This is a genomic window from Streptomyces mangrovi, from assembly GCF_900114215.1.
Taxonomy (GTDB): domain Bacteria; phylum Actinomycetota; class Actinomycetes; order Streptomycetales; family Streptomycetaceae; genus Streptomyces; species Streptomyces barkulensis.
In genome coordinates this window covers 120,330-142,558 of sequence record NZ_FOSG01000007.1, presented here as the reverse complement: position 1 = coordinate 142,558, position 22,229 = coordinate 120,330, and the positions used below count along the sequence as shown (strand labels likewise).

General features: G+C 73.2%; 19 protein-coding genes. 9 read left to right on the top strand and 10 right to left on the bottom strand.

Annotated features, from left to right (window positions below; translation table 11 throughout):
- Positions 1-4: 4 nt before the first annotated feature.
- Positions 5-1,636: an ABC-F family ATP-binding cassette domain-containing protein gene (locus tag BM237_RS12300; RefSeq protein WP_093849622.1), complete on the bottom strand. Its 1,632-nt coding sequence runs from the start codon at positions 1,634-1,636 to the stop codon at positions 5-7.
- A gap of 418 nt (positions 1,637-2,054) precedes the next feature.
- On the opposite strand from BM237_RS12300, the gene BM237_RS12295 reads away from it, so the two are divergent.
- From BM237_RS12295 to BM237_RS12280, 4 genes are all read left to right on the top strand, one after another.
- Complete coding sequence (locus BM237_RS12295) at positions 2,055-2,741, top strand: nitroreductase family protein (RefSeq protein WP_093849752.1); 687 nt, start codon at positions 2,055-2,057, stop codon at positions 2,739-2,741.
- Positions 2,738-3,388: a nucleoside/nucleotide kinase family protein gene (locus BM237_RS12290; protein WP_093849621.1), complete on the top strand. Its 651-nt coding sequence runs from the start codon at positions 2,738-2,740 to the stop codon at positions 3,386-3,388. Before BM237_RS12295 ends, BM237_RS12290 begins: the two co-directional genes overlap by 4 nt.
- A 381-nt stretch (positions 3,389-3,769) precedes the next feature.
- Positions 3,770-5,623 carry a vWA domain-containing protein gene (locus tag BM237_RS12285; protein ID WP_093849620.1) on the top strand — a complete coding sequence of 618 codons (1,854 nt, stop codon included), beginning with the start codon at positions 3,770-3,772 and terminating at the stop codon, positions 5,621-5,623.
- Positions 5,624-5,848: 225 nt separating this feature from the next.
- Positions 5,849-6,502 (top strand): hypothetical protein, encoded by a 654-nt coding sequence (locus BM237_RS12280; RefSeq protein WP_093849619.1) that lies wholly within the window; start codon positions 5,849-5,851, stop codon positions 6,500-6,502.
- 100 nt (positions 6,503-6,602) lie between these two features.
- Here the strand turns inward: BM237_RS12280 and BM237_RS12275 are convergent, their stop codons facing one another.
- A complete protein-coding gene (locus BM237_RS12275; RefSeq protein WP_245793572.1) occupies positions 6,603-7,364 on the bottom strand; it encodes a DUF1206 domain-containing protein in 762 nt (253 codons plus the stop codon).
- 319 nt (positions 7,365-7,683) lie between these two features.
- Between BM237_RS12275 and BM237_RS12270 the strand changes: the two genes are divergently transcribed.
- Entirely contained in the window at positions 7,684-8,379 is a 696-nt protein-coding gene (locus BM237_RS12270; protein ID WP_093849750.1) for an ester cyclase, read from the top strand.
- Between the two features lie 82 nt (positions 8,380-8,461).
- Here the strand turns inward: BM237_RS12270 and BM237_RS12265 are convergent, their stop codons facing one another.
- From BM237_RS12265 to galE, 8 genes are all read right to left on the bottom strand, one after another.
- Complete coding sequence (locus BM237_RS12265) at positions 8,462-9,442, bottom strand: acyl-ACP desaturase (protein WP_093849618.1); 981 nt, start codon at positions 9,440-9,442, stop codon at positions 8,462-8,464.
- Between the two features lie 233 nt (positions 9,443-9,675).
- The gene (locus tag BM237_RS12260) at positions 9,676-12,120 is read right to left on the bottom strand and encodes a Tex family protein (RefSeq protein ID WP_093849749.1); all 2,445 of its coding nucleotides are present in this window, start codon (positions 12,118-12,120) and stop codon (positions 9,676-9,678) included.
- A gap of 90 nt (positions 12,121-12,210) precedes the next feature.
- A complete protein-coding gene (locus tag BM237_RS30285; RefSeq protein ID WP_281253918.1) occupies positions 12,211-12,336 on the bottom strand; it encodes an LPFR motif small protein in 126 nt (41 codons plus the stop codon).
- Between the two features lie 62 nt (positions 12,337-12,398).
- On the bottom strand, positions 12,399-13,262 hold the full coding sequence (locus BM237_RS12255) for an SCO6745 family protein (RefSeq protein ID WP_093849617.1): 864 nt from the start codon (positions 13,260-13,262) through the stop codon (positions 12,399-12,401).
- A 9-nt stretch (positions 13,263-13,271) separates the two neighbouring features.
- Positions 13,272-14,066, bottom strand: coding sequence for an enoyl-CoA hydratase/isomerase family protein (locus BM237_RS12250; RefSeq protein WP_093849616.1), 795 nt, complete (start codon positions 14,064-14,066; stop codon positions 13,272-13,274).
- 553 nt (positions 14,067-14,619) lie between these two features.
- A complete protein-coding gene (gene idi / locus BM237_RS12240; protein ID WP_093849614.1) occupies positions 14,620-15,180 on the bottom strand; it encodes an isopentenyl-diphosphate Delta-isomerase in 561 nt (186 codons plus the stop codon).
- Positions 15,181-15,336: 156 nt separating this feature from the next.
- Complete coding sequence (locus BM237_RS12235; protein ID WP_093849613.1) at positions 15,337-16,275, bottom strand: cation diffusion facilitator family transporter; 939 nt, start codon at positions 16,273-16,275, stop codon at positions 15,337-15,339.
- A 177-nt stretch (positions 16,276-16,452) separates the two neighbouring features.
- Positions 16,453-17,460 carry a UDP-glucose 4-epimerase GalE gene (gene galE / locus BM237_RS12230; protein ID WP_093849612.1) on the bottom strand — a complete coding sequence of 336 codons (1,008 nt, stop codon included), beginning with the start codon at positions 17,458-17,460 and terminating at the stop codon, positions 16,453-16,455.
- A gap of 289 nt (positions 17,461-17,749) precedes the next feature.
- Between galE and BM237_RS12225 the strand changes: the two genes are divergently transcribed.
- From BM237_RS12225 to BM237_RS12210, 4 genes are read left to right on the top strand one after another with little or no spacing between them, the layout of a single operon-like run.
- Entirely contained in the window at positions 17,750-19,663 is a 1,914-nt protein-coding gene (locus tag BM237_RS12225) for a DUF5941 domain-containing protein (RefSeq protein ID WP_093849611.1), read from the top strand.
- Complete coding sequence (locus BM237_RS12220; RefSeq protein ID WP_093849610.1) at positions 19,660-20,409, top strand: phosphocholine cytidylyltransferase family protein; 750 nt, start codon at positions 19,660-19,662, stop codon at positions 20,407-20,409. The genes BM237_RS12225 and BM237_RS12220 overlap by 4 nt, the downstream gene beginning before the upstream one ends.
- Positions 20,397-21,458: an iron-containing alcohol dehydrogenase family protein gene (locus BM237_RS12215; protein WP_093849609.1), complete on the top strand. Its 1,062-nt coding sequence runs from the start codon at positions 20,397-20,399 to the stop codon at positions 21,456-21,458. The genes BM237_RS12220 and BM237_RS12215 overlap by 13 nt, the downstream gene beginning before the upstream one ends.
- Positions 21,436-22,221 carry a CDP-alcohol phosphatidyltransferase family protein gene (locus tag BM237_RS12210; protein ID WP_093849608.1) on the top strand — a complete coding sequence of 262 codons (786 nt, stop codon included), beginning with the start codon at positions 21,436-21,438 and terminating at the stop codon, positions 22,219-22,221. The genes BM237_RS12215 and BM237_RS12210 overlap by 23 nt, the downstream gene beginning before the upstream one ends.
- Positions 22,222-22,229: the final 8 nt, after the last annotated feature.

The window sequence follows — 22,229 nt, the reverse complement described above, 5'->3', positions numbered from 1 at the left end:
CGGACTACAGCGGATCGGTCTCGGACAGCTCGCCGTCCAGCAGCAGCCAGCGGGTGATGCCGATCTCCCGCAGGAACGCCACATCGTGGCCGGCCACGACCAGCGCGCCCGCGTAGCCCTCCAGAGCGGTGGTGAGCTGCCGCACGCTCGCCATGTCGAGATTGTTCGTCGGCTCGTCCAGCATCAGCAGCTGCGGCGCGGGCTCGGCCAGCATCAGCGCCGCCAGCGCCGCCCGGAACCGCTCACCGCCCGACAGCGTCCCGGCCGGGCGGTTCGCCCGCGCGCCCCGGAACAGGAAGCGCGCCAGCCGTGCCCGGACGTGGTTGTCGGTCGCCCCCGGCGCGAAGCGCGCCACGTTCGCCGCGACCGACAGCGCGTCGTCCAGCACGTCCAGACGCTGCGGCAGATACCGCACCGGGACGTGCGCCACCGCCTCGCCCGCCGCCGGCTCCAGCTCCCCGGCGACCGTGCGCAGGAGCGTGGTCTTGCCCGCGCCGTTGCGCCCGACCAGCGCCACACGCTCCGGACCGCGCAACTCCAGCTCCGCACGGGCCCCGCAGCGCAGCTCGAGAGCGCGCAGCGTCAGGACGGTACGGCCGCGCGGCACGGCGGTGTGCGGCAGGTCGACGCGGATCTCGACGTCGTCCCGCACCGCCTCGGCGGCCTCGTCCAGCCGCTCCCGCGCCTCTTCCAGCCGCTCCTCGTGCAGGATGCGGTGCTTGCCCGCCGAGACCTGCGCCGCGCGCTTGCGTGCTCCCGCCACGATCTTGGGCAGGCCCGCGGTGGCGGCGGCCTTGCGGCCCTGGCGCATCCGTCCGGCGAGCTTGTCGTGCGCCTCGACCAGATCGCGCTTCTGCCGCCTGACGTCCGCCTTCGCCGCGCGGACCGCCCGCTCGGCCGCCTCCTGCTCGGTGGCCAGGGACTCCTGGTAGGCGTCGTAGTTCCCGCCGTACCACTGGACCCCGCCGTCGCGCAGATCGGCGATCCGGTCCATGTGCCGCAGCAGCTCGCGGTCGTGGCTGACCACCAGCAGCACCCCGTTCCAGGAGCGGACGGCCTCGTACAGCCGCCCGCGCGCGGTGATGTCGAGGTTGTTCGTCGGCTCGTCCAGCAGCAGGATCCGCGGCCGGGCCAGCAGCAGCGCGGCCAGCCGCAGCAGGACCGCCTCGCCGCCCGAGAGCTCGCCGATGGCGCGGTCCAGGCCGATGTGCCCCAGCCCGAGCTGATCCAGGGCGGCGCGGGCGCGTTCCTCCACGTCCCAGTCGTCACCGACGGCCGTGAAGTTCCCCTCGCTCGCGTCCCCGGCCTCGATGGCGTGCAGCGCGGCGCGGATCTCCGCGATGCCCAGGGCCCGGTCCACACGCATCGCGGTGTCCAGATGGACGGTCTGGGGAAGGTGGCCCACCTCGCCGGTGGTGCGCACCGATCCCTCGGCCGGGGTCAGCTCGCCCGCGATCAGCTTCAGCAGGGTGGACTTGCCGGCGCCGTTGAGGCCGACCAGCCCGGTGCGGCCGGGGCCCGCGGAGAACTGGAAGTCCTCCAGCACGGGGGTGCCGTCCGGCCAGGCGAAGCGCACCCCGGTACAGACGACGGACGGATGGGACGGTGCGGGGGAGTGGGAAGGGGGATGGGCCATGCGGGCCTCCTGCTGCTCTCGGTACGGAAGGGGAGCGACACGCGGGAGGCACCGGGAGACGACGCCGTACGACGACGGGGAGGGCGCGCGGGGAGGCGCGGAACCGAAGCCCGTGGACGGGGACGGTCCGGCCGGCCGATACGGCCCGGTCGCTCCGGAGGGCGGCTCACAGCCCGAGGTCGTCGCACATGCGGATGCCGCGCGGACGTACAAGCGTCCGGCGGTCCGGTGCCTCATGACCTCAGGCGAGCAACGGCCTTCTCCGATCGACGACGACAGGGCCGGGAAAGACGCTAGGGCGGGCGCGGTGGGGCCGCAAACGGTTTTCCGCCGCTGCGCCGCCGGGCGCGCGAACGGGCACGCGACCGGACGCGCCACGGTGTTTACCGCCGCCCGCGGGTGTGCTGTGCTGCGGCGTATGGACCGTACCAATGGGCTCGCCCACGAGCCGCCCGCCGCGTACCCCACCGTCCCGCACCGGCCGCCGCACGTCCCCGCCGAGGAGGCCGAGAGCCGCGCCCGCGCCTTCCACGACGTGATGGCCCGCCGCCGGACCGTGCGCGACTTCTCCGCCCGTCCCCTGCCCGACGGCGTCCTGGAGTGGGCCGTCCGCACCGCCGCCACCGCACCCAGCGGGGCGAACGTCCAGCCCTGGCGCTTCGTCGTCCTTACCGACCCCGAGCGCAGAGCGAGGCTGCGCGAGGCCGCCGAGGCCGAGGAGCGGGAGTTCTACGGACGCCGCGCCTCCGACGAGTGGCTCGACGCCCTCGCGCCGCTGGGCACCGACTGGCGCAAACCGTTCCTGGAGACCGCGCCCGCGGTGATCGTGGTCTTCGAGGTCCACAAGGGGCCCGAGACCCCGCGCCCCTACTACACCAAGGAGTCGGTCGGCATCGCCGTCGGCCTGCTGCTGGCCAGCCTCCACCAGGCGGGCCTGGCCACCCTCACCCACACCCCCAGCCCGATGCGCTTCCTCAACGAGGTCTGCGACCGCCCGCCCGAGGAGCGCGCCGCGTACGTCATCCCGGTCGGCTACCCGGCCGACGGCGCACGGGTCCCCGACATCCGCCGCAAGGACCTGGAACAGGTCATGGTGCGGCTTTGACCCCCCGGGCCCGGGGCGCGTTCACGCCCGTCACCCGGGAGCGGGCGGTCGGCGATCTCGCCGACCGTCTCGCCGCGGCCGAGGCCGCCGACGGCTCGCCCTGGCTGCGCGCCGCCGTGGACGGCGCCCCGGCCGCCCGGCCTCATGAGTGGGCGGACGGCCTGGCCGAGGAGCTGCGGCTGCGCGGCCGACCGGTGCACCGGGTGAGCGCGGCCGGCTTCCTGCGGCCCGCCTCCCTGCGGCTGGAGTACGGCCACCGGGACCCGGACGCGTACTACGACCTGTGGCTGGACGAGGGCGCCCTGTGGCGCGAGGTTTTCGGCCCGCTGAGCCCCGGCGGCACCGGCCGGGTGCTGCCCGACCTGTGGGACCCGGCCACCGACCGCGCCACCCGCAGCCAGTACGCCCGACTGCCGCCCGGCGGCGTACTGGTGATGGACGGTCCGCTGCTGCTCGGCCGCGGTTTCCCCTTCGACCTGGCGGTCCATCTGCTGCTCACCCCGGCCGCCCTGGCCCGCCGCACCCCGGCCGAGGAGCACTGGACACTGCCGGCCTTCGCCCGCTACGAGGGGGAGGTGCGGCCGGGCCGGGCCGCCGACGTGGTCGTCCGCGCCGACGACCCCCGCCACCCGGCCTGGACCGGCTGACCAGGCCCGGACGGGCGCGTTCGGCCGAATATCCTCCGCGGGCCGCCCCTCCGCTCTAGAGTGAGCCCCGGTTCCGGCCGGGGGCGGGGCGAAGCGGGCATCGGGGACGGCGGTACGAGCGGATTCCGCTCCGGTCGAAAGCGGTCCGCCGCGTTCTTTCCGGGACCGGGCGGCGGTGGTGGTGCTCCGGTGGTCCGGGCGGCCGCTCGTGAAGTCGTCGGTCCGTCAGGTTCTGGCACCACCGCTGCGGGACGATCCGGAATCGCCGGTGGAGACACCGCGGACCGCGATGCGGCCCATGGGGACGGCGAACCGCCGCACCCCGCCGGCGTCTGCCGGCGGGCCTCCGGGCGGCCGAAGTCGCCGTGACAGCCGTTTCACATGAAAGGCATCCTTTTTGTGTCGTTAAGCCGAGGAAAGTCATCGATTGTCGGTGTCGTAGCCGGCCTCGTCGTCCTGACGAGCTTCCACCTGCTGACGAGGGAGGAAGGGCAGAGGAACGCGGCTCCCCCGGAGTGCCGGAAGACGGTCACCCTGGCCTCCTCGCCCGAGAAGTCGGCCCTCCTGGAGGACTTGGCCGGCCGCTACAACCGGGACCGCGAGTGTGGCGACAAGGGCATCAAGGTCCTGCGCAGTGCGTCCGGCACCGTCTACGAAGGCCTGGCGTACGGGTGGGAAGCGGAGGAGCAGGACCTCGACGAAGTCCCCCAGGTGTGGAGTCCCGCGTCCACCTCGTGGATAACCATGCTGTTGGAGGAGTCGGAGGGAAAAAGCACCCGGGACGGTGTTCGCATCGTGAACGGGGACGAAGGCCGCGTTCCCTCCGTCGCCGAGACTCCTGTGGTCCTGGCCATGCCGAAGACCATCGCGGAGGACCTGGAGAGGTCCGAGCGGGAGATCGGGTGGTCCACCCTGCAGGAGATGGCCGACGACCCGGAGGCGTGGTTGAAGGCGACCGGGGGGAAAGCGGGTGGGTTCAAGCTGGGCAGGACCGATCCGAACTACTCCACCACGGGGCTTGCCGCCCTGCTCCACGCCTACGCCGCGGCCGGCGAGACCTCCACCGCGGATCTCGGCGTCGGGAAGATCGAGGAGAAGGCGGTACGCGAGCGGGTGAGGAGGGTGGAGGCCGCCTCGATCCACTACGGCGAGACCACTCTGGTCTACCTGTGCAACCTGCTCCGGGCCGACTTCAGAGGAAAGGCACTCGACTACGTCAGTGCGGTCCCCCTGGAGGAGAAGACGGTCTACGACTACAACCGGGGGGACATCACCGGCTGCCCCGTCAGCGAGAAGGAGGAGAAGGCAGGGCTGAAGGACCACGTGCCCGAGGAGAGGCTGGTGCCGGTCCACCCGCGCGAGGGCACGCTGCTCTCGGACGCGCCGTACGCCATCCTCTCCAGCGCCGACGAGCAGCAGAAGCGCATCGCCGAGGATTTCCTCGGCTTCCTGCTCGAGGGCGGACAGCAGGACGCACTCAGGGAGGCGGGCTTCCGGGGAACGGACGGCCGCCTCGCTCCCGAGGTGGCGGAACAGCTCAGAATCTCCAGTGACGCCGTACGGAAGGAGTCTGTCCTGCCGTCTGCGGAGGTGATCGAGGCGGTGCGCGAATCCTGGGATGATGTCCGTAAACCGACCAGGATCCTCCTTGCCGTAGACGTCTCCGGCTCGATGGAGTGGTATCCCCACTCGAAGGAGAAGGCCGATGACGTCAGGCGGTCACGGCTGGGCCGGGTGAGGGAGGCCCTCAAGGGAGCGCTCGAAGATTTCGGGGCCCGGGACGAGGTCGGCCTGTGGGAGTTCTCGGGGGACAGGTACAGCGACGATCTGCCGTACCGGGAACTCGTCGAACCGAAACCGATGCGCGAGAACAAGAAGAGGCTGGAGAAGAAGCTCTCCGAGTTGAGAGCAGGCGGTGACACCGCCCTGTACGTCACCATTCGCGACGCGTACCGCGAGCTCGCCGAAGCCCCGGACCACAAGTCCACCGCCATCGTCGTCCTCAGCGACGGACACGACTTCTACAAGGGCGAATACGATCTGAACGACCTGAAGGCCGATATCAGCGCGGAGGGGAAGGACCGGCCGGTGCGGGTTTTCACCATCGCCTACAGCAATGACGCGCCCCTGGAGACCCTGATGGAGATGGCGGGGGAGAGCGGGGGGTACAGCTACAACTCCAGTAACCCGAAGAACATCGACAAGGTGCTGCGCGAGGTCGCCGGGAACTTCTGAGGACCCGGTTCCCCGCTCTCTCCTCAGGCCGTCCGGGCGCCGCCCGCTTCCGGACGGGGGAACGACGCGGACGTCGGCTCGAACGGATCGCTCGAGCCGACGTCCGTGACACGGAAGCCGGGCGGAGAGGTTCCGGCCCCGGACCGAGTGCGTCCGGTACCGCCCTGGTGGAGCGAGGACCGAATCGGCTCCTCCCGACAGCTCCCTGATGGTTGGATCGCACCCATGGTCGTCATCTCAATGGAGTACCTCCACGCGTCCGACGCCACCGAAGCCCTCTGGGCGGCCGCCGCGGTCTTCGCCACGATCGGAGTCGGGATCGGCGCGATGTGGGCGACTCTCAGGGCGAGCAACCCCAAGCGGTGCATCACCTACTGGACGGGAGACACCCCGCTCCTGCGAAGTCACCAGAGGCTGGAAGGAGGGCTGCAGGTCAGCCGCAACGGTCGGACGCTCGCCGACCCCCGGCTGGTGCACATCCGGATAACCAACACCAGTCGGCGGGACGTCCCCAGCGCCGCCTTCGACCGGGGGGAGCCTATCAAGGTGGACATCGGCAAACCCATCCTCGAGGTCCTCGGCACGGAGACGGACCCCGCCGACGCGGCTCCACCGCAGAAGTCCGTGGCCGGCACCGAACTGCGGATCGGGCCGGGACGCATAGGCCGGAACCAGTCCGTCACCTATCTGCTCCTCATCGACGGCGACCCCGTGTACACCTGGAGCCACTCGCTGATCGACGTCACCGTGGAGGAGACGGGCAGCCCTGTGCTGAGAACACAGGTCCTGCCGCCGCAACTGCTCCACGTCGGCGTCTCCATGGCTGCCACGGTGGCTGCCGGACTCGCGGCCTGGGGACTGTATAAGTCGATGACCTGAGAACGGTGGGGCGCCGGTCCGCCCGCCCACGTTCCCGTGCCGCCGGCGGGCGCCCGGGCCCGAGTCCCGGACCCGGCAGCCCCGCCCTCCGGGCCGTGTCTCAGCCCTTGTGCCAGCGGGCCAGCGCGAACAGGAACAGCCCGTACAGCGCCAGCCCCGTGGCGACCGCCGCCAGCAGCCACGGGCCGGCCGGGGCGGTGGCCAGGGTGCGCAGGGACTCGTCCAGGCCCTTGGTCTCGTCCGAGTCGTACCGCACGGCCGCCAGGACCACGAAGCCGCCCGCCACCGCGAACACCAGCCCGCGCGCGAGGCCGCCCGCCACGCCCAGCACGTCCACGGCGCGGCGCAGGCGCGCCGGTACCGGGCCCAGTTCCTCGCGGAACTTGTACCGCAGTGCCCGCACCCCGCTCCACACGCCCACCGCGACGACCACCAGACCCAGCGCGCCGACCAGCCAGCGTCCCGCCGGCAGTTCGAACACCCGGGAGGTGAGGTCCTCGGGCCGGTCGCCGGCCGTCCCGCCGCTTCCGGTCCCCGCGGCGAAGGTGATCGCCGAAGCGGCCAGGACGGCGAGCACCGCGAACCGGGCGGCCGAGCGCAGCCGCTCCTTGGGTGTGTGGCCCTTCGGGCGCGCCGCGCCCAGCACGGCCTCCGAAAGCCGCCACAGGGCCAGTCCGGCCAGCCCGATGCCGACCGCCCACACCAGGAAGTTCCCGAACGGCTGCTGTGCCAGCTCCCGCAGCGCGCCGCCGCTGTCAGCCTGGTGCTCCGCGTCCCCGAAGGCGATCCGCAGGGCCAGCAGGCCGATCAGCAGGTAGATCACGCCGTACGCGGCCAGCCCCCAGCGGGCGGCGGCCGTCATGGCGGAGCTGTGCGCGGCCCGTCTGGCGCCCCCGCGTATCGATGCCGATGCTGATGTCGATGTCCTCATACCGCCCCGTCTGCCCCCGGCGGGCGCGCCGACGCGCGTGGGCGGGGGCCGGGGACCCGCGCCGGTCACGGTGACCGAGCGCGGGCCAGGGTTCTCCTGGGCCTCCCGGGTCTCCGGAAGGGCGGATTCCGTACGTGACCGGACCCGCATCGGGAAGAGGGAAAGGGGCGATATGGACAGTCCGGACATAATTCATATGACGGCGATAACCTGGGAGTGTCCCGACTTCTCCGACGGCGGAGGCGGCACCATGACGTTCATCCAGGTCATCGACTGCAGGACCCATCAGGCCGAAGAGGTGGACCGGCTGATGGACGACTGGGTCCGGGCGACCCAGGGCAAGCGGACGGCCACCCACTCGGTCGTCGCGCGCGACCGCTCCGATCCCGACCACGTGGTGGAGATCGTGGAGTTCCCCTCCTACGAGGAGGCGATGCGCAATTCCCACCTGCCCGAGACCGACCGGATCTTCCACCGGCTGGTGAAGGCCTGCGACCAGGAGCCGACCTTCACCGACCTGGAGGTCTCCCGGGACGAGCAGCTCAACGCCGGTGTGGCCCGCACCTTCATCGAGGAGGTGATAAACGGGCGGAACCTCGACGTGGCCGACGGGCTGTGCACCGACGACTACCGCGAGCACGACCCCTCGCTCTCCTCCTACGAGGTCAGGCTCGCGCAGGCCAAGGAGGAGAACCAGGAGATCCTGGAGGCGTTCCAGCCGGTGCTGGTCATCGAGGACCTGTTCGCCGAGGGGGACAGGGTCTGCGCGCGGCTGTCCTACACCGGCCGCCACTCGGGGGCCTACCGGGGACTGGAGCCCACCGGCAAGAAGATCACCGGTACCGGCCACGCCACCTTCCGTTTCGAGGACGGGAAGATCGCGGAGAGCTGGTGGAACACGGACGACCTCGGACTGCTGCGGCAGGTCGGCGCCGTCGGGTTCTGATCCGGGCCGGACCGGGAACGGCCCGGACGCACCCGCGCGGGGACGCGTCCGGACCATCCGCCCGTCACGGGGAGGGAACCGCTCAGGAGGCGGCGGCAGCCTTGCGGGCCTCGATACGGGCGCGGCGGGCGGCCAGGCGCTCGTCGAGCTTGCGGGCCTCGCCGTCCAGGCCGTCCAGGTACAGGCCCAGCTCCTCCTGGGCCTTGAGACCCTCCGGGCCGAGCCCGCCGATCTCCATGACCTTCAGATGGCGCAGCACCGGCTGGAGCACGTCGTCGTGGTGGATGCGCAGGTTGTAGACCCCGCCGATCGCCATCTGCGCGGCGGCCCGCTCGAAGCCGGGCATGCCGTGGCCGGGCATCCGGAAGTTCACCACCACGTCGCGCACCGCCGACATCGTCCGGTCCGGGGCCAGTTCGAAGGCCGCCCGCAGCAGGTTGCGGTAGAAGACCATGTGCAGGTTCTCGTCGGTGGCGATGCGGGCGAGCATCCGGTCGCAGACCGGATCGCCGGACTGGTGGCCGGTGTTGCGGTGGGAGATGCGGGTGGCCAGCTCCTGGAAGGCGACGTAGGCCACGGAGTGGAGCATCGAGTGCCGGTTGTCGGACTCGAAGCCCTCCGACATGTGCGCCATCCGGAACTCCTCCAGCTTCACCGGGTCCACGGCGCGGGAGGTCAGCAGGTAGTCGCGCATCACGATGCCGTGCCGCCCCTCCTCGGCGGTCCAGCGGTGCACCCATGTGCCCCAGGCGCCGTCACGGCCGAAGAGGGTGGCGATCTCGTGGTGGTAACTGGGGAGGTTGTCCTCGGTCAGCAGGTTGACCACCAGGGCGATGCGGCCGATGTCGGTGACCTTGGACTGCTCCGGCTCCCAGGCCTCGCCGCCGAGCGGGCCGTCGAAGTCGCGGCCGTCGCTCCAGGGGACGTACTCGTGCGGCATCCAGTCCTTGGCGACCTTCAGATGACGGTCGAGTTCCTTCTCCACCACCTCTTCCAGGGCGTAGAGCAGACGGGCGTCCGTCCACTGCTCCGATCCGGGGGCGTACGGGGTGGCGAGGGTCATGAAGGCTCCACGGGGATGGGGGAAACACTACCTACGATAGCGTAGGTTACGAAACCGTAGGTTGGTGGGACCGCAAAAGGCAATATCGTTTCTGTGAGCAGGGGGAGACGGTGTGTGCCCGAGGGCGGGCAGGCCCCGGAGCCCCCGGAGCCCCGGGAGCCGCGGGGCGGAAAACAGCGGAGGCGGGGGCGGCGCTGTGCGCCGCCCCCGCCTCCGGCCGGGTCGTCCAGGTGTCAGAGCAGGCCGGCGCGGCGCAGTGCCTCGGCCATCTCGCTGTTGGCCGGAGCCGCGTCACGGCCCCGCCCGCCCCCGCCCTGCCGGTCGCCCTGGCGCGGGCGCGGAGCGGAGGCACGCCGGCCGCCCTCGCGCTGACCGCCTCCGCGCCGGCCGCGCGCCGGACGGCCGCCGTCGCCCGCGCCGGGACCGGTCTCGTCGTCCAGCCGCAGCGTCAGCGAGATCCGCTTGCGCGGCACGTCCACGTCCAGCACCTTGACCTTCACCACGTCGCCGGACTTCACCACCTCGCGCGGGTCCTTCACGAACGTCCTCGACATCGCCGAGACGTGGACCAGGCCGTCCTGGTGGACGCCGACGTCCACGAAGGCGCCGAACGCGGCGACGTTGGTGACCACGCCCTCCAGGACCATGCCCGGCTCCAGGTCGCCGAGCTTCTCCACGCCCTCCCTGAAGGTGGCCGTCCGAAACGCCGGACGCGGGTCGCGGCCGGGCTTCTCCAGCTCCTTGATGATGTCGGTCACCGTCGGCAGGCCGAAGGTGTCGTCCACGAACTCCTGCGGCCGCAGACCGCGCAGCACCTCGGTGTTGCCGATCAGCGCCGCGACGTCGCTGCCCGCCGCCTTCACCATCCGGCGCACCACCGGGTACGCCTCGGGGTGGACGGCGGAGGCGTCCAGCGGGTCGTCCCCGCCGCGGATGCGCAGGAAGCCCGCGCACTGCTCGTACGCCTTGGGGCCGAGCCGGGGGACGTCCTTGAGGCCCTTGCGGCCGTGGAAGGGGCCGTTGGCGTCGCGGTGGGCGACGATGTTCTCCGCCAGGCCCGCGCCGATGCCCGACACCCGCGACAGCAGCGGCGCCGAGGCGGTGTTGACGTCCACGCCGACGCCGTTGACGCAGTCCTCCACCACCGCGTCCAGCGAGCGCGACAGCTTCACCTCGGAGACGTCGTGCTGGTACTGGCCCACCCCGATCGACTTGGGGTCGATCTTGACCAGCTCGGCCAGCGGATCCTGCAGGCGCCGGGCGATGGAGACCGCGCCGCGCAGCGAGACGTCCAGATCCGGCAGCTCGCGGGAGGCGAAGGCGGAGGCGGAGTACACCGACGCGCCCGCCTCCGAGACCATCACCTTCGTCAGCTTCAGCTCCGGTTGCGCGGCGCACAGTTCGGCGGCCAGCCGGTCCGTCTCGCGGGAGGCGGTGCCGTTGCCGACGGCGATCAGCTCCACCCGGTGCTCCCGCGCCAGCCGCGCCAGCGTGGCCAGCGACTCCTTCCAGCGGTTCTGCGGGACGTGCGGGTAGATCGTCTCGGTGGCGGCGACCTTGCCGGTGGCGTCGACGACGGCGACCTTCACACCCGTGCGGAAGCCCGGGTCCAGCCCCATGGTGGCGCGGGTGCCGGCGGGGGCGGCCAGCAGCAGGTCGCGCAGGTTGGCCGCGAACACCGCGACCGCCTCGTCCTCGGCGGCGGTGCGCAGCCGCAGCCGCAGGTCGATGCCCAGGTGCACCAGGATGCGGGTGCGCCAGGCCCAGCGCACGGTGTCGGCCAGCCAGCGGTCGGCCGGGCGGCCGCGGTCCTCGACGCCGAACCGGCGGGCGATCGCCCGCTCGTAGTCGGAGGGACCGGTGGTCTCGCGCAGGGCCCCGCCCTCCGCGGCCTCCCCGGCGGGCTCCGGTTCCGGTTCCAGGGCGAGGTCGAGGACCTCCTCCTTCTCGCCGCGCAGCATCGCCAGCACCCGGTGCGAGGGCAGTTCGGTGAAGGGCTCGGAGAAGTCGAAGTAGTCGGCGAACTTGGCGCCCTGCTCCTGTCTGCCCTCGCGTACCTTCGCCACCAGCCGGCCGCGCCGCCACATCGTCTCGCGCAGCTCGCCGATCAGGTCGGCGTCCTCGCCGAAGCGCTCGGTCAGGATCGCGCGGGCGCCCTCCAGCGCGGCGGAGGCGTCGGCCACTCCCTTGTCCGGGTCGACGAACGCCGCCGCGGCGGCGGCCGGTTCCACGGACGGGTCGGTGAGCAGGCCCTCGGCCAGCGGCTCCAGGCCCGCCTCACGGGCGATCTGCGCCTTGGTGCGCCGCTTGGGCTTGTAGGGCAGGTAGACGTCCTCCAGGCGCGCCTTGGAGTCGGCCGCCCGGATGCGGGCCTCCAGCTCGGCGTCGAGTTTGCCCTGGGAGCGCACGGACTCCAGGATCGCCGCCCGCCGCTCCTCCAGCTCCCGCAGGTAGCGCAGCCGCTCCTCCAGGTCGCGCAGCTGCGCGTCGTCCAGGCCGCCGGTGGCCTCCTTGCGGTAGCGCGCGACGAACGGCACGGTCGAGCCGCCGTCGAGCAGTTCGACGGCGGCCCTGACCTGCCGTTCCCGTACGCCGAGTTCCTCGGCGATCCTGCCCTCGACGGACGCCGCGCCGGACGTGCCGGCCGGTGCCGCGCCCTCGACGGGCGTCTCTCCGATGGACTGTGTCACGATCCGTTCCGCCTTACTCGGTGCTGGGTGCTCCCCCGGTAGCCCGCATTGTTACAGGCCGCACCGACAGGCGGAGGGTCAGACGCGGCGTCCGGTGCGCGAAGCCCCGCCGAAGAGGCGGGCCAGTAGACGGAAGGGCAGCGTCACCACGGTCGCGATGGCGCCGCCGACGGTACGGAGTGCGTCTGCTACGGCTTTGAACATGCCAATCGCGTGGCCGCTTTCGCGCCGGGCAAACCCGTTTCGCCCCTTCCGTTCGGATTCCCTCAGCCCTTGCCGAACAGGTCCGCGGGGAAGGCGCCCGAGGTGAGGGCCGCGCCGGTGAAGGCGCCGCACAGCTCGGTCAGCCGCTCGGTGCCCGCCGCGCCCAGGTGCTCGTACGGCGCGGCGTCGAGCCGGTCGGTCTCCTCCTCCAGCCCCTTGCGCAGGGCGGTGCCGGCCTCGGTCAGCTCGCCGTCGCCGTCCAGCAGCCCGCGCCCGCGCAGCCGCTCCTGGGCCTCCTCCCAGTCCCGGCGGTCCCAGCCGCGGGTGGCCAGCGCCCACCTGGGGCTCATGCCGCGGCCGCTGGCGGTGTGGCTGACCAGCGCCTCCACCGGGTCCAGCCCGGCGTGCTGGAGGACGGCGACATGGGCGTCGCCGCGGTGCTCGCGCAGCAGCGAGGCGCCGTGCCACAGCGCCAGGTGCGGTGCCTCGGGCACGGGAAGGTCGGCGAGCGCCGCGTACAGCGGGCGGCCCGGGCGGACGCACCCCTCGGCGGCGCGCAGCGCCAGCCCGGCGGCCTCGGCCATCTCCTCGGACGCCACCGCCTCCTCGCCCAGCAGGCGCCGCAGCATGGAGTCGGCGGCGCGCAGCCGGGCGGCGAGCACGGTCTCGGGGGCGGCCAGCTCCCACACGGCCGGCAGATGGCGGGCGACGAGGGTGTGGTGGAAGTTGTGGAAGGTCGCGGTGACGACCCCGGGCCCGACCCGGCCCAGCGCCGCGGCACGGCCGGCGAAGTAGACCGCGGAGGGGTCCTCGATGCCGTAGGGGGCCAGCTCGCGGGCCAGGTCGGGGGCGAAGTAGAGAGCCGAGTGCAGCGGGTTGACGGCATTGTGGCAGCGCCGTCCGGCTTTGGCGGGGAGGGACGTCATACCCGCACGCTACCCGTCGGTAAGTGGCCAGGTGAAGACCGGAGGGCGCCGTTCCAGGAAGGCGGCCACGCCCTCGGCCCGCTCCCCGCTCTCCCGGGCGCGCTCCTCCCAGTACGCGGCCCGCTCCGGCGGCACGGGGCCGGCCCCGGCGCCGTTCGCGAACTCCTTGGCGGCCGCCTGGGTGAGCTGCGAGCGCGAGACGAGCAGCCGCGCGAATTGCGCCACCCGCTCCTCCAGTTCGCCCTCCGGGTGCACCTCGTCGACCAGCCCGGTGCGCAGGGCCCGCTCGGCGCCGATCAACTCACCCGAGAACAGCAGGTACTTGGCGGTGGCCGGGCCGACCAGACGGACCAGGCGCCGGGTGGAGGAGGCGCCGTAGACGATGCCGAGCTTCGCCGGGGTGATGCCGAACAGGGCTCCCTCGGCGGCGAAGCGCAGGTCACAGGCGACGGCGAGCTGGCAGCCGCCGCCCACGCAGTGCCCGCGCACGGCCGCGAGCGTGGGCCGAGGGAAGGCCGCCAGCGCCTCCTCGGCGGTCACCGCCAGGCGGCGGGACTCCTCGTCGCCCTCGCGCAGGGCAAAGATGTCGGCGCCCGCGCAGAAGGTGCCGCCCTCGCCGGTGAGGACCAGGGCCCGTACGGCGGGATCGGCGGCGAGCCGCTCCAGTACGGCGGGCATCCGCCGCCACATGTCCGGTGTCATCGCGTTGCGCTTGGCCGGGTTGTCGATGGTGAGGGTGGCGACGCCGTCCTGGACGGAGACCGGCAGGGCCGGACCGCCGGCCGGCGGGGTGTGCGCGGACATGGGCCGGATCGTAACGGCAGGGGGCGCGGAGGCCGCGACGGGGGCCGCAGAGACGATCGCGCGAGGCCGGTCGGCCGTACGAGGGCGCCTGGCGCTTCACCGTCCCGGGGCGCGAATCCTCCGTGCCCCGGGTGCGCCACGCCGTGCGGGACCTGCTCCGCCGCGCGGGGCCCGGTCGCCGACGAGCTGAGGGACGGCCTGCCGCTGATCCTGTCCGAACTGGTCACCAACGCCGTGCGGCACTCGGCCCCGCTCTCCGCGGAGATCGGCGTCGAGATCTCCCCCGACGCCGGCCGGGTACGCCTGGGGGGCGAGGACGGCCACCGTTCCCAGGGGCTGAGTATGAGTTGCGCGTGCTCAGCCGAGCGCCCCGAACGGTCTTGGGCGTTCTGGTCCACCGCGTTCCTGCCGTGTCCAGCGCCGGCGGATCGTGTCCGTGGTCCGGGTACGCGAGGGCGGTGTCCCCCGCTCACCGGGTCGCCGGGTCGTCCTGCCGCTGGCCCCCCTGCCGCCGTCGCGGTGAGCACGACCGTCGCGCCGAGCGCCGCGCGCCTCACCAGCCGGCCGAGACCCCGGTCACCTCGCGGATGCCGCCCCGCGCCGCGTCCAGCACCGTCATGAACCAGGCCGAGAACGGCTCCGCCTCGTGCCGCTTGAGCAGCTCCTCGGGCGTCACGAACGCCGTCTCGGCGATCTCTTCCGGATCCGGCCGGGGCGTGTCCCGCACCAGCCCCGCGAAGAGGTGGTTGTACTCCTGCTCGACCAGGCCGGAGGCCGGGTCCGGGTGGTTGTAGCGCACCGTTCCCGCCTCCCGCATCAGCCGGGGGGCCACGCCCAGCTCCTCGCCGACCCGCCGCGCGGCGGCGGCGAAGGGCCGTTCGCCGGGGTAGGGGTGGCCGCAGCAGGTGTTGGACCACACTCCGGGGGAGTGGTACTTGCCCAGCGCCCTGCGCTGGAGCAGCAGCCGGCCCATGTCGTCGAAGAGGAAGACGGAGAAGGCCCGGTGCAGTCGGCCCGGGGCCTGGTGGGCGGAGAGCTTCTCCGCGATCCCGATCGTCCTGCCGTCCTCGTCGACCAGTTCGAGCATGATCGGGTCCGCCGTGCCGTTGGTCATGTCCGCCCTTCACCGTGCATGTGTCGGAACGGCGTTTCTCCTATGTTCCGACTGTCCGCTCCAGTGTGCCGTACACGGACGGGGGCCGCTCGCCGGGCGGACCGTGCGTGGGCCCCGCGGAGCCGGCGGGTGCCGGTGCGGGTGCGGCGGGGAGCGTCAGTGGCACAGCCGTCCCTCGCGCGCCGCGTGCCCGTGCGGCTCCAGCTGGAAGGTGCAGTGCTCGACGTCGAAGTGCCGGCCCAGGCAGTTGTGGAGGTCCCGCAGGATCCTGTCGTGACCCCCCTCGGCCTCCAGCGCCTCCCGGCCGACCACCACGTGCGCGGAGAGCACCGGCATCCCGGAGGTGATGGTCCACACGTGCAGGTCGTGCAGCTCCTCCACCCCGGGCACGCCCAGGATGTGCGCCCGCACCCCGGCCATGTCCACATGCCGGGGCGCGGCCTCCAGCAGGACGTCGATCGCCTCGCGCGCCAGCCGTACCGTCCGCGGCACGATCAGCACCGCGATCAGCAGCGAGGCGACGGGGTCGGCCTGCCGCCAGCCGGTGAGCATGATCACCAGCGCGGCGGCGATCACCGCCACCGAACCCAGGGCGTCCGCCGCCACCTCCAGGAAGGCGCCCCGCACGTTCAGGCTCTCGCGCTGCCCGCGCATCAGCAGGGCCAGGGACAGGCCGTTGAGGGCCAGGCCGACGACGCCGAACAGGACCGTCAGCCCCCCGGGCACCTCCTCGGGGTGGCGCAGCCGCTCGACGGCCTCCACCAGGATGTAGCCGCCCACCCCGAGCAGCAGCAGGGCGTTGAGCAGCGCGGCGAGGATCTCGGCGCGGGCGAGACCGAAGGTGCGCCGCTCGCTGCCGGGCCGGTTGGCGACGTGGATCGCCAGCAGCGCCATCCCGATGCCGACCGCGTCGGTGGCCACATGGCCGGCGTCCGCCAGCAGCGCCAGCGAACCGGTCAGCGCGGCGCCCGCGAGCTCGGCGAGCAGCAGGACGACCGCGATGGCCAGGGCCGCGCGCAGCCGCCCCCGGTACGCGGCTCCCGCCGTACCCGGCCCGGCCGGCCGCGGCCCGCCGTGGTTGTGCCCTGCGCCCATGGATGATGCCTCCCGTATGGCGGCCGGTGCCGCCTGCGACCGGTGCGGACGATCCCAGTGAACTACGGGTGGGGGGTATGGGGCAACGCGGCACTGAACACCGTTGTCATCCCCTCTGACCTGCGCTTTCCATTCACCTGGCGGATGGCGTCCGCCCGTTCGGAGGACCGGCCCGGATCACTCGGGGAACGCGGCCCCTTCCCGCTGGAGGCCGTCGGCGCCGCGCGGGCGCCAGCCCGCCCAGGCCGAGGCCACCATCTCGCGTACCCCGTACCGGGGCGCCCAGCCCAGCTCCACGCCGATCCGCCCGGCCGAGGCCACCACCCGCGCGGGGTCCCCGGGGCGGCGCGGGGCGACCACCGGGGCGGGCTCGCGGATGCCGGTGGTCTCGGCGACGAGACCGGCCAGCTCCCGCACCGACACGCCCTCGCCGGTGCCCACGTTGACCGTCAGGTCCTCGCCGGCCGGGAGCCCGGCCAGCCGGCGGGCTGCGGCCAGATGCGCCTCGGCCAGGTCGGCGACGTGGATGTAGTCGCGCACGCAGGTGCCGTCGGGGGTGGGGTAGTCGTCGCCGAAGATCCGCGGGGCCTCACCGCGGGTGAGGGCGTCGAAGAACATCGGGATGACGTTGGACACGCCGACGTCCGACAGCTCCGGCCGCGCGGCCCCCGCCACGTTGAAGTAGCGCAGGCAGGCGGTGGACAGCCCGTGCGCCCGCCCGGCGGCGCGCACCAGCCACTCGCCCGCCAGCTTTGTCTCGCCGTAGGGGTTCATCGGGACGCAGGGGGTGTCCTCGGTGACCGTGTCCACGTCGGGCATGCCGTAGACGGCGGCGGAGGAGGAGAACACGAAGCGCCGCACCCCGGCGGCCACCACGGCCTCCAGCAGCACCGTGAGCCCGTACAGGTTCTCCCGGTAGTACGTCAGCGGATGCTCCACCGACTCGCCCACCTGCTTCTTCGCCGCCAGATGCACCACGCCCGTGACCCCGTGCCCGGCGATCGTGCGGTCGAGCAGCCCGCGGTCGGCGACCGAGCCGCGCACCAGGGGCACCCCGGGCGGCAGCCGCTCGGGCAGGCCGCTGGAGAGGTCGTCGAGTACGACGACCTCCTCGCCGGCCTCCGCCATCGCCCGCGCCACATGTGCGCCGACGTATCCGACTCCTCCGGTCACCAGCCACGTCATGGCCGCAGCCTAACCACCGGTCGCGGACCGTCGCGGACACGCTCCTTGTGCGAGCCGCCGGGATCGAGGACCCTGGAACGCGGTCCGTGGTGTTCTGTCACCTTTCGTGACGGTGGGGCGCTTCCCCCCGGTGAATGCGGGGTGAACGGACGCTTCCACCTATCCGATAACCTCTGGCCACGTGCTGCCTGCCCCGAACGGGTGATGGCGCACTGTGACCGCTGCCCGGATGCCGCTCGCTCACGGACCGCGTCGCGGACAGTACGGCTTTCAAGGAGTGAGTTCGTTCTTGTCGACCGCCATTCTCACCGGTCCGCCGGTCGCGGGGGCGCCCCTGGAGGGCGGTCTGCGGTCGCTGGGTTTCGACGTGCGGGTGGCGGAGGACACCGCCGGGGTGGAGGCGGCGCTGGCGGCCGTCCCGGCCGGTGAGCGCGTCGCCCTCGTCGACCCTCGCTTCGTCGGGCACACGCACAGCCTGCGGCTGGCCCTGACCGACCCGCGTTTCCCCGCCGCCGCGATCCCCGGCGCGCTGGCCGTCCAGCCCACCGCGCGCGCCGCCCTGGCCCGCGCCGTGTCCGCCGTGTCCGCCGCCGCGGCACCGTCCGCGCGGACCGCGCCGTCCGCGTCGGGAGGCGTGGCGCGCACCGCCGCCCCCGAGCCCGCCGTCCTGCCCGACCGGGCGGCCGCCGCACTGGAGGAGGACGGCCGGGGCCCGGCCGTGCACCGGCCCGAGCTGGGCGTCCTCGTCGCCGCCGTACCCGCCGACGGCGCGGAGCGCGCCGAGGCCGAGCGGGCCGTGGCGGCCGTCGACGAGGAGCGGGTGCGGCTGCGCTCGGCGGTGAAGTCCCGCGACGGCTTCTTCACCACCTTCCTCGTCAGCCCCTACTCCCGCCACCTCGCCCGCTGGTGCGCCCGGCGCGGGCTGACCCCCAACCAGGTGACCACCGCCTCGCTGCTCACCGCGCTGATCGCCGCCGCCTGCGCGGCCACCGGCACCCGCGGCGGCTTCGTCGCGGCCGGGGTGCTGCTGATCGCCTCGTTCGTGCTGGACTGCGCCGACGGCCAGCTCGCCCGCTACGCGCTGAGGTACTCCACGCTCGGAGCCTGGCTGGACGCCACCTTCGACCGGGCCAAGGAGTACGCCTACTACGCGGGCCTGGCCCTCGGCGCGGCCCGCGGCGGCGACGACGTGTGGGCCCTGGCGCTGGGCGCGATGGTGCTCCAGACCTGCCGCCACGTGGTGGACTTCTCCTTCAACGAGGCCGACCACTACAGGAGGGACGGCGGCCGGGAGCGCGAGGGGGAGCCCGCGGCCGGGAGCGCCGACCCCGCCGCCGCCCTGTCGGGGAGACTCGACCGGGTCGGCTGGACGGTGTGGGCCCGCCGCATGATCGTGCTGCCGATCGGCGAGCGCTGGGCGCTGATCGCCGTCCTCACCGCCCTCACCACCCCCCGCACCACCTTCACCGTGCTGCTGATCGGCTGCGCGTTCGCCGCCTGCTACACCACCGCCGGGCGGGTGCTGCGCTCCCTGACCCGCAAGGGCGTGCGCACCGACCGCGCCGTGCGGGCCCTGGCCGAGCTGGCCGACTCCGGGCCGCTGGCCGAGGGCGTGGCCCGGGCCGCCGCGTCCAGGACGCGCGGGGTGCGCGGTGGGCGGCCGTCCGCGTTCACCGCCCCGGCCCCGGCCCTGCTCGGCTCGGCCGCCCTGGTGGCCGCCGCGCTGTGGGCCCCGGTCGGCCCCTGGCTGCCGGCCGCCGCGCTCGGCTACGCCGTCCTGTCCGGGCTGGCCGTCGCCCGCCCGCCGGCGGGCGCGCTGGACTGGCTGGTGCCGCCCCTCTTCCGCGCGGCGGAGTACACCACGGTCCTGGTACTCGCCGCCCGGTCGGACGCGGCGGGGGCCCTGCCCGCAGCGTTCGGGCTGGTCGCGGCGGTCGCCTACCATCACTACGACACGGTGTACCGCATCCGCGGCGGCACCGGCGCCCCGCCGCACCGGCTGGTGCTGGCGATCGGCGGGCACGAGGGACGCGTTGTGGCGGTCACGGCCGCCGCCGCCCTCTGGGCCGCCGGGCAGGGCTTCACGATCGCGCTCACGGCCCTGGCCGGGGCCCTGGCGCTCACGGTGCTCACCGAGAGCGTCCGTTTCTGGGTGTCCTCACACGCACCCGCCGTACACGACGAAACAGGAGAACCCGCATGATCGGCCTCGTGCTGGCCGCCGGCGCCGGACGGCGTCTGCGCCCCTACACCGACACCCTCCCCAAGGCCCTGGTGCCGGTGGACCCGGCGGGCGAGGGCACCACCACCGTGCTGGACCTCACCCTCGGCAACTTCCGCGAGGTCGGCCTCACCGAGGCCGCCGTGGTCGTGGGCTACCGCAAGGAGGCCGTCCACGAGCGCAGGGCCGCCCTGGAGAAGAAGTACGGCGTCAAGCTCCACCTGGTGGACAACGACAAGGCCGAGGAGTGGAACAACGCCTACTCCCTGTGGTGCGCCCGGGACGTCATCAAGGAGGGCGTGATCCTGGCCAACGGCGACACCGTCCACCCCGTCTCCGTCGAGCAGACGCTGCTCGACGCCCGCGGCAAGGGGCAGCGGATCATCCTCGCCCTCGACACGGTCAAGAAGCTGGCCGACGAGGAGATGAAGGTCGTCACCGAGCCCGCCAGGGGCGTGCGCCGCATCACCAAGCTGATGGACCCGGCCGACGCCACCGGCGAGTACATCGGCGTGACCCTCATCGAGGGCGACGCCGCCGCCGACCTGGCCGACGCGCTGAAGGCCACCTACGAGCGCGACCCGCAGCTGTACTACGAGGACGGCTACCAGGAGATGGTGAACCGCGGCCTCACCATCGACACCGCCGCCATCGGCGACGTGAAGTGGGTCGAGATCGACAACCACGACGACCTGAACAAGGCGCGGGAGATCGCGTGCCAGTACTGACCCGGCTCATCCCCTCGCCGGTCGTCGTCGACATCAGGCCCGGTGCGCTGGACGACCTGGCGACCCTCCTGGTCGACCAGCGCATCTCGGCCTCCGGCAAGCTCGCCATCGCCATCAGCGGCGGCTCGGGCGCGGCCCTGCGCGAGCGGTTCGCGCCCGCCCTGCCGGGCGCCGACTGGTACGAGGTCGGCGGCGGGACGCTGGACAACGCGATCAAGCTGGCCGACGCGATGAAGTCCGGCCGCTACGACGCGGTCGTCGGCATGGGCGGCGGCAAGATCATCGACTGCGCCAAGTTCGCCGCCGCGCGCATCGGCCTGCCGCTGGTCGCCGTCGCCACCAACCTCAGCCACGACGGCCTGTGCTCCCCGGTCGCCACGCTCGACAACGACGCCGGCCGCGGCTCGTACGGCGTGCCGAACCCGATCGCGATCGTGATCGACCTCGACGTCATCCGCGAGGCCCCGATCCGCTTCGTGCGCTCGGGCGTGGGCGACGTGATCTCCAACATCTCCGCCGTCGCCGACTGGGAGCTCTCCCACAAGGTCACCGGTGAGTCGATCGACGGCCTGGCCGCCGCCATGGCCCGCCAGGCCGGCGAGGCGGTGCTGCGCCATCCGGGCGGCTGCGGCGACGACGAGTTCCTCACCGTGCTGGCCGAGGGGCTGGTGCTCACCGGCATCTCCATGTCGGTGGCCGGCGACAGCCGCCCCGCCTCCGGCGCCTGCCACGAGATCAACCACGCCTTCGACCTGCTCTATCCCAAGCGCGCCGCCGCGCACGGCGAGCAGTGCGGGCTCGGCGCCGCCTTCGCGATGCACCTGCGCGGAGCCGAGGAGCAGACGGCGCTGATCGTCGAGGTGCTGCGCCGCCACGGCCTGCCCGTGCTGCCCGGCGAGATCGGCTTCGACGAGGACGAGTTCGTGCGCGCGGTGGAGTACGCGCCGCAGACCCGGCCCGGGCGCTACACGATCATCGAGCACCTGGACCTGTCCACCGACCAGATCAGGGACGCGTACGCCGACTATGTCAAAGCCGTCAGTAGCTGAACTCCGCCCGGTCGTCCACCCCGCCGGGGTGAAGGACCGGCGCAGCGGTGAGCACTGGGCCGGGCGCCTGTACATGCGGGAGATCTCGCTGCGCTGGACCCGGCATCTGGTGAACACCCGGATAACGCCCAACCAGCTCACCTATCTGATGGTCGTCGCCGGTGTGGCGGCCGGCGCCGTACTGCTGGTGCCCGGCCCGGCCGGGGCCGTCCTGGCCGCCCTGCTGATCCAGTTCTACCTGCTGCTGGACTGCGTGGACGGCGAGGTCGCCCGTTGGCGGAAGCAGACCTCCATCACCGGCGTCTACCTCGACCGGGTGGGCCACTACCTGGCCGAGGCGGCGCTGCTGGTCGGCTTCGGGGTGCGGGCCGCGGACGTCTTCCGCGCCGAGGGGGCCTCCGCGAACTGGCTGTGGGCCTTCCTGGGGACCGTGGCCGCGCTGGGCGCGATCCTGATCAAGGCCGAGACCGACCTGGTGGACGTCGCCCGCTCCCGCAGCGGCCTGCCCGCGGTGAAGGACGAGGCGGCCGTGCCCCGCTCCTCGGGGCTGGCGCTGGCCCGCCGGGCGGCCGCGGCGCTGAAGTTCCACCGGCTGGTCGGCGGCGTCGAGGCGTCCCTGCTGATCCTGGCGGTGGCGGTGGCCGACGCAGTGCACGGCGGCCTGTTCTTCACCCGGCTGGGCGTCGCCGTCCTGGCGGCCGTCGCGGTCCTGCAGACGCTGCTGCACCTGGTGTCCATCCTGGCGTCGAGCCGGCTGAGGTGAGGGTGGTG

Excerpts from the sequence above, each read along its gene's own strand:
- galE (WP_093849612.1), bottom strand. The coding sequence starts at position 17,460 with ATGACGTGGCTGGTGACCGGAGGAGTCGGATACGTCGGCGCACATGTG.
- BM237_RS12285 (WP_093849620.1), top strand. The coding sequence starts at position 3,770 with ATGAAAGGCATCCTTTTTGTGTCGTTAAGCCGAGGAAAGTCATCGATT.
- BM237_RS12220 (WP_093849610.1), top strand. The coding sequence starts at position 19,660 with ATGATCGGCCTCGTGCTGGCCGCCGGCGCCGGACGGCGTCTGCGCCCC.
- idi (WP_093849614.1), bottom strand. The coding sequence starts at position 15,180 with ATGACCAACGGCACGGCGGACCCGATCATGCTCGAACTGGTCGACGAG.
- BM237_RS12210 (WP_093849608.1), top strand. The coding sequence starts at position 21,436 with ATGTCAAAGCCGTCAGTAGCTGAACTCCGCCCGGTCGTCCACCCCGCC.
- BM237_RS12235 (WP_093849613.1), bottom strand. The coding sequence starts at position 16,275 with ATGGGCGCAGGGCACAACCACGGCGGGCCGCGGCCGGCCGGGCCGGGT.
- BM237_RS12265 (WP_093849618.1), bottom strand. The coding sequence starts at position 9,442 with ATGACCCTCGCCACCCCGTACGCCCCCGGATCGGAGCAGTGGACGGAC.
- BM237_RS12275 (WP_245793572.1), bottom strand. The coding sequence starts at position 7,364 with ATGACGGCCGCCGCCCGCTGGGGGCTGGCCGCGTACGGCGTGATCTAC.
- BM237_RS12280 (WP_093849619.1), top strand. The coding sequence starts at position 5,849 with ATGGTCGTCATCTCAATGGAGTACCTCCACGCGTCCGACGCCACCGAA.
- BM237_RS30285 (WP_281253918.1), bottom strand. The coding sequence starts at position 12,336 with ATGTTCAAAGCCGTAGCAGACGCACTCCGTACCGTCGGCGGCGCCATC.
- BM237_RS12295 (WP_093849752.1), top strand. The coding sequence starts at position 2,055 with ATGGACCGTACCAATGGGCTCGCCCACGAGCCGCCCGCCGCGTACCCC.
- BM237_RS12255 (WP_093849617.1), bottom strand. The coding sequence starts at position 13,262 with ATGACGTCCCTCCCCGCCAAAGCCGGACGGCGCTGCCACAATGCCGTC.
- BM237_RS12270 (WP_093849750.1), top strand. The coding sequence starts at position 7,684 with ATGACGTTCATCCAGGTCATCGACTGCAGGACCCATCAGGCCGAAGAG.
- BM237_RS12300 (WP_093849622.1), bottom strand. The coding sequence starts at position 1,636 with ATGGCCCATCCCCCTTCCCACTCCCCCGCACCGTCCCATCCGTCCGTC.
- BM237_RS12250 (WP_093849616.1), bottom strand. The coding sequence starts at position 14,066 with ATGTCCGCGCACACCCCGCCGGCCGGCGGTCCGGCCCTGCCGGTCTCC.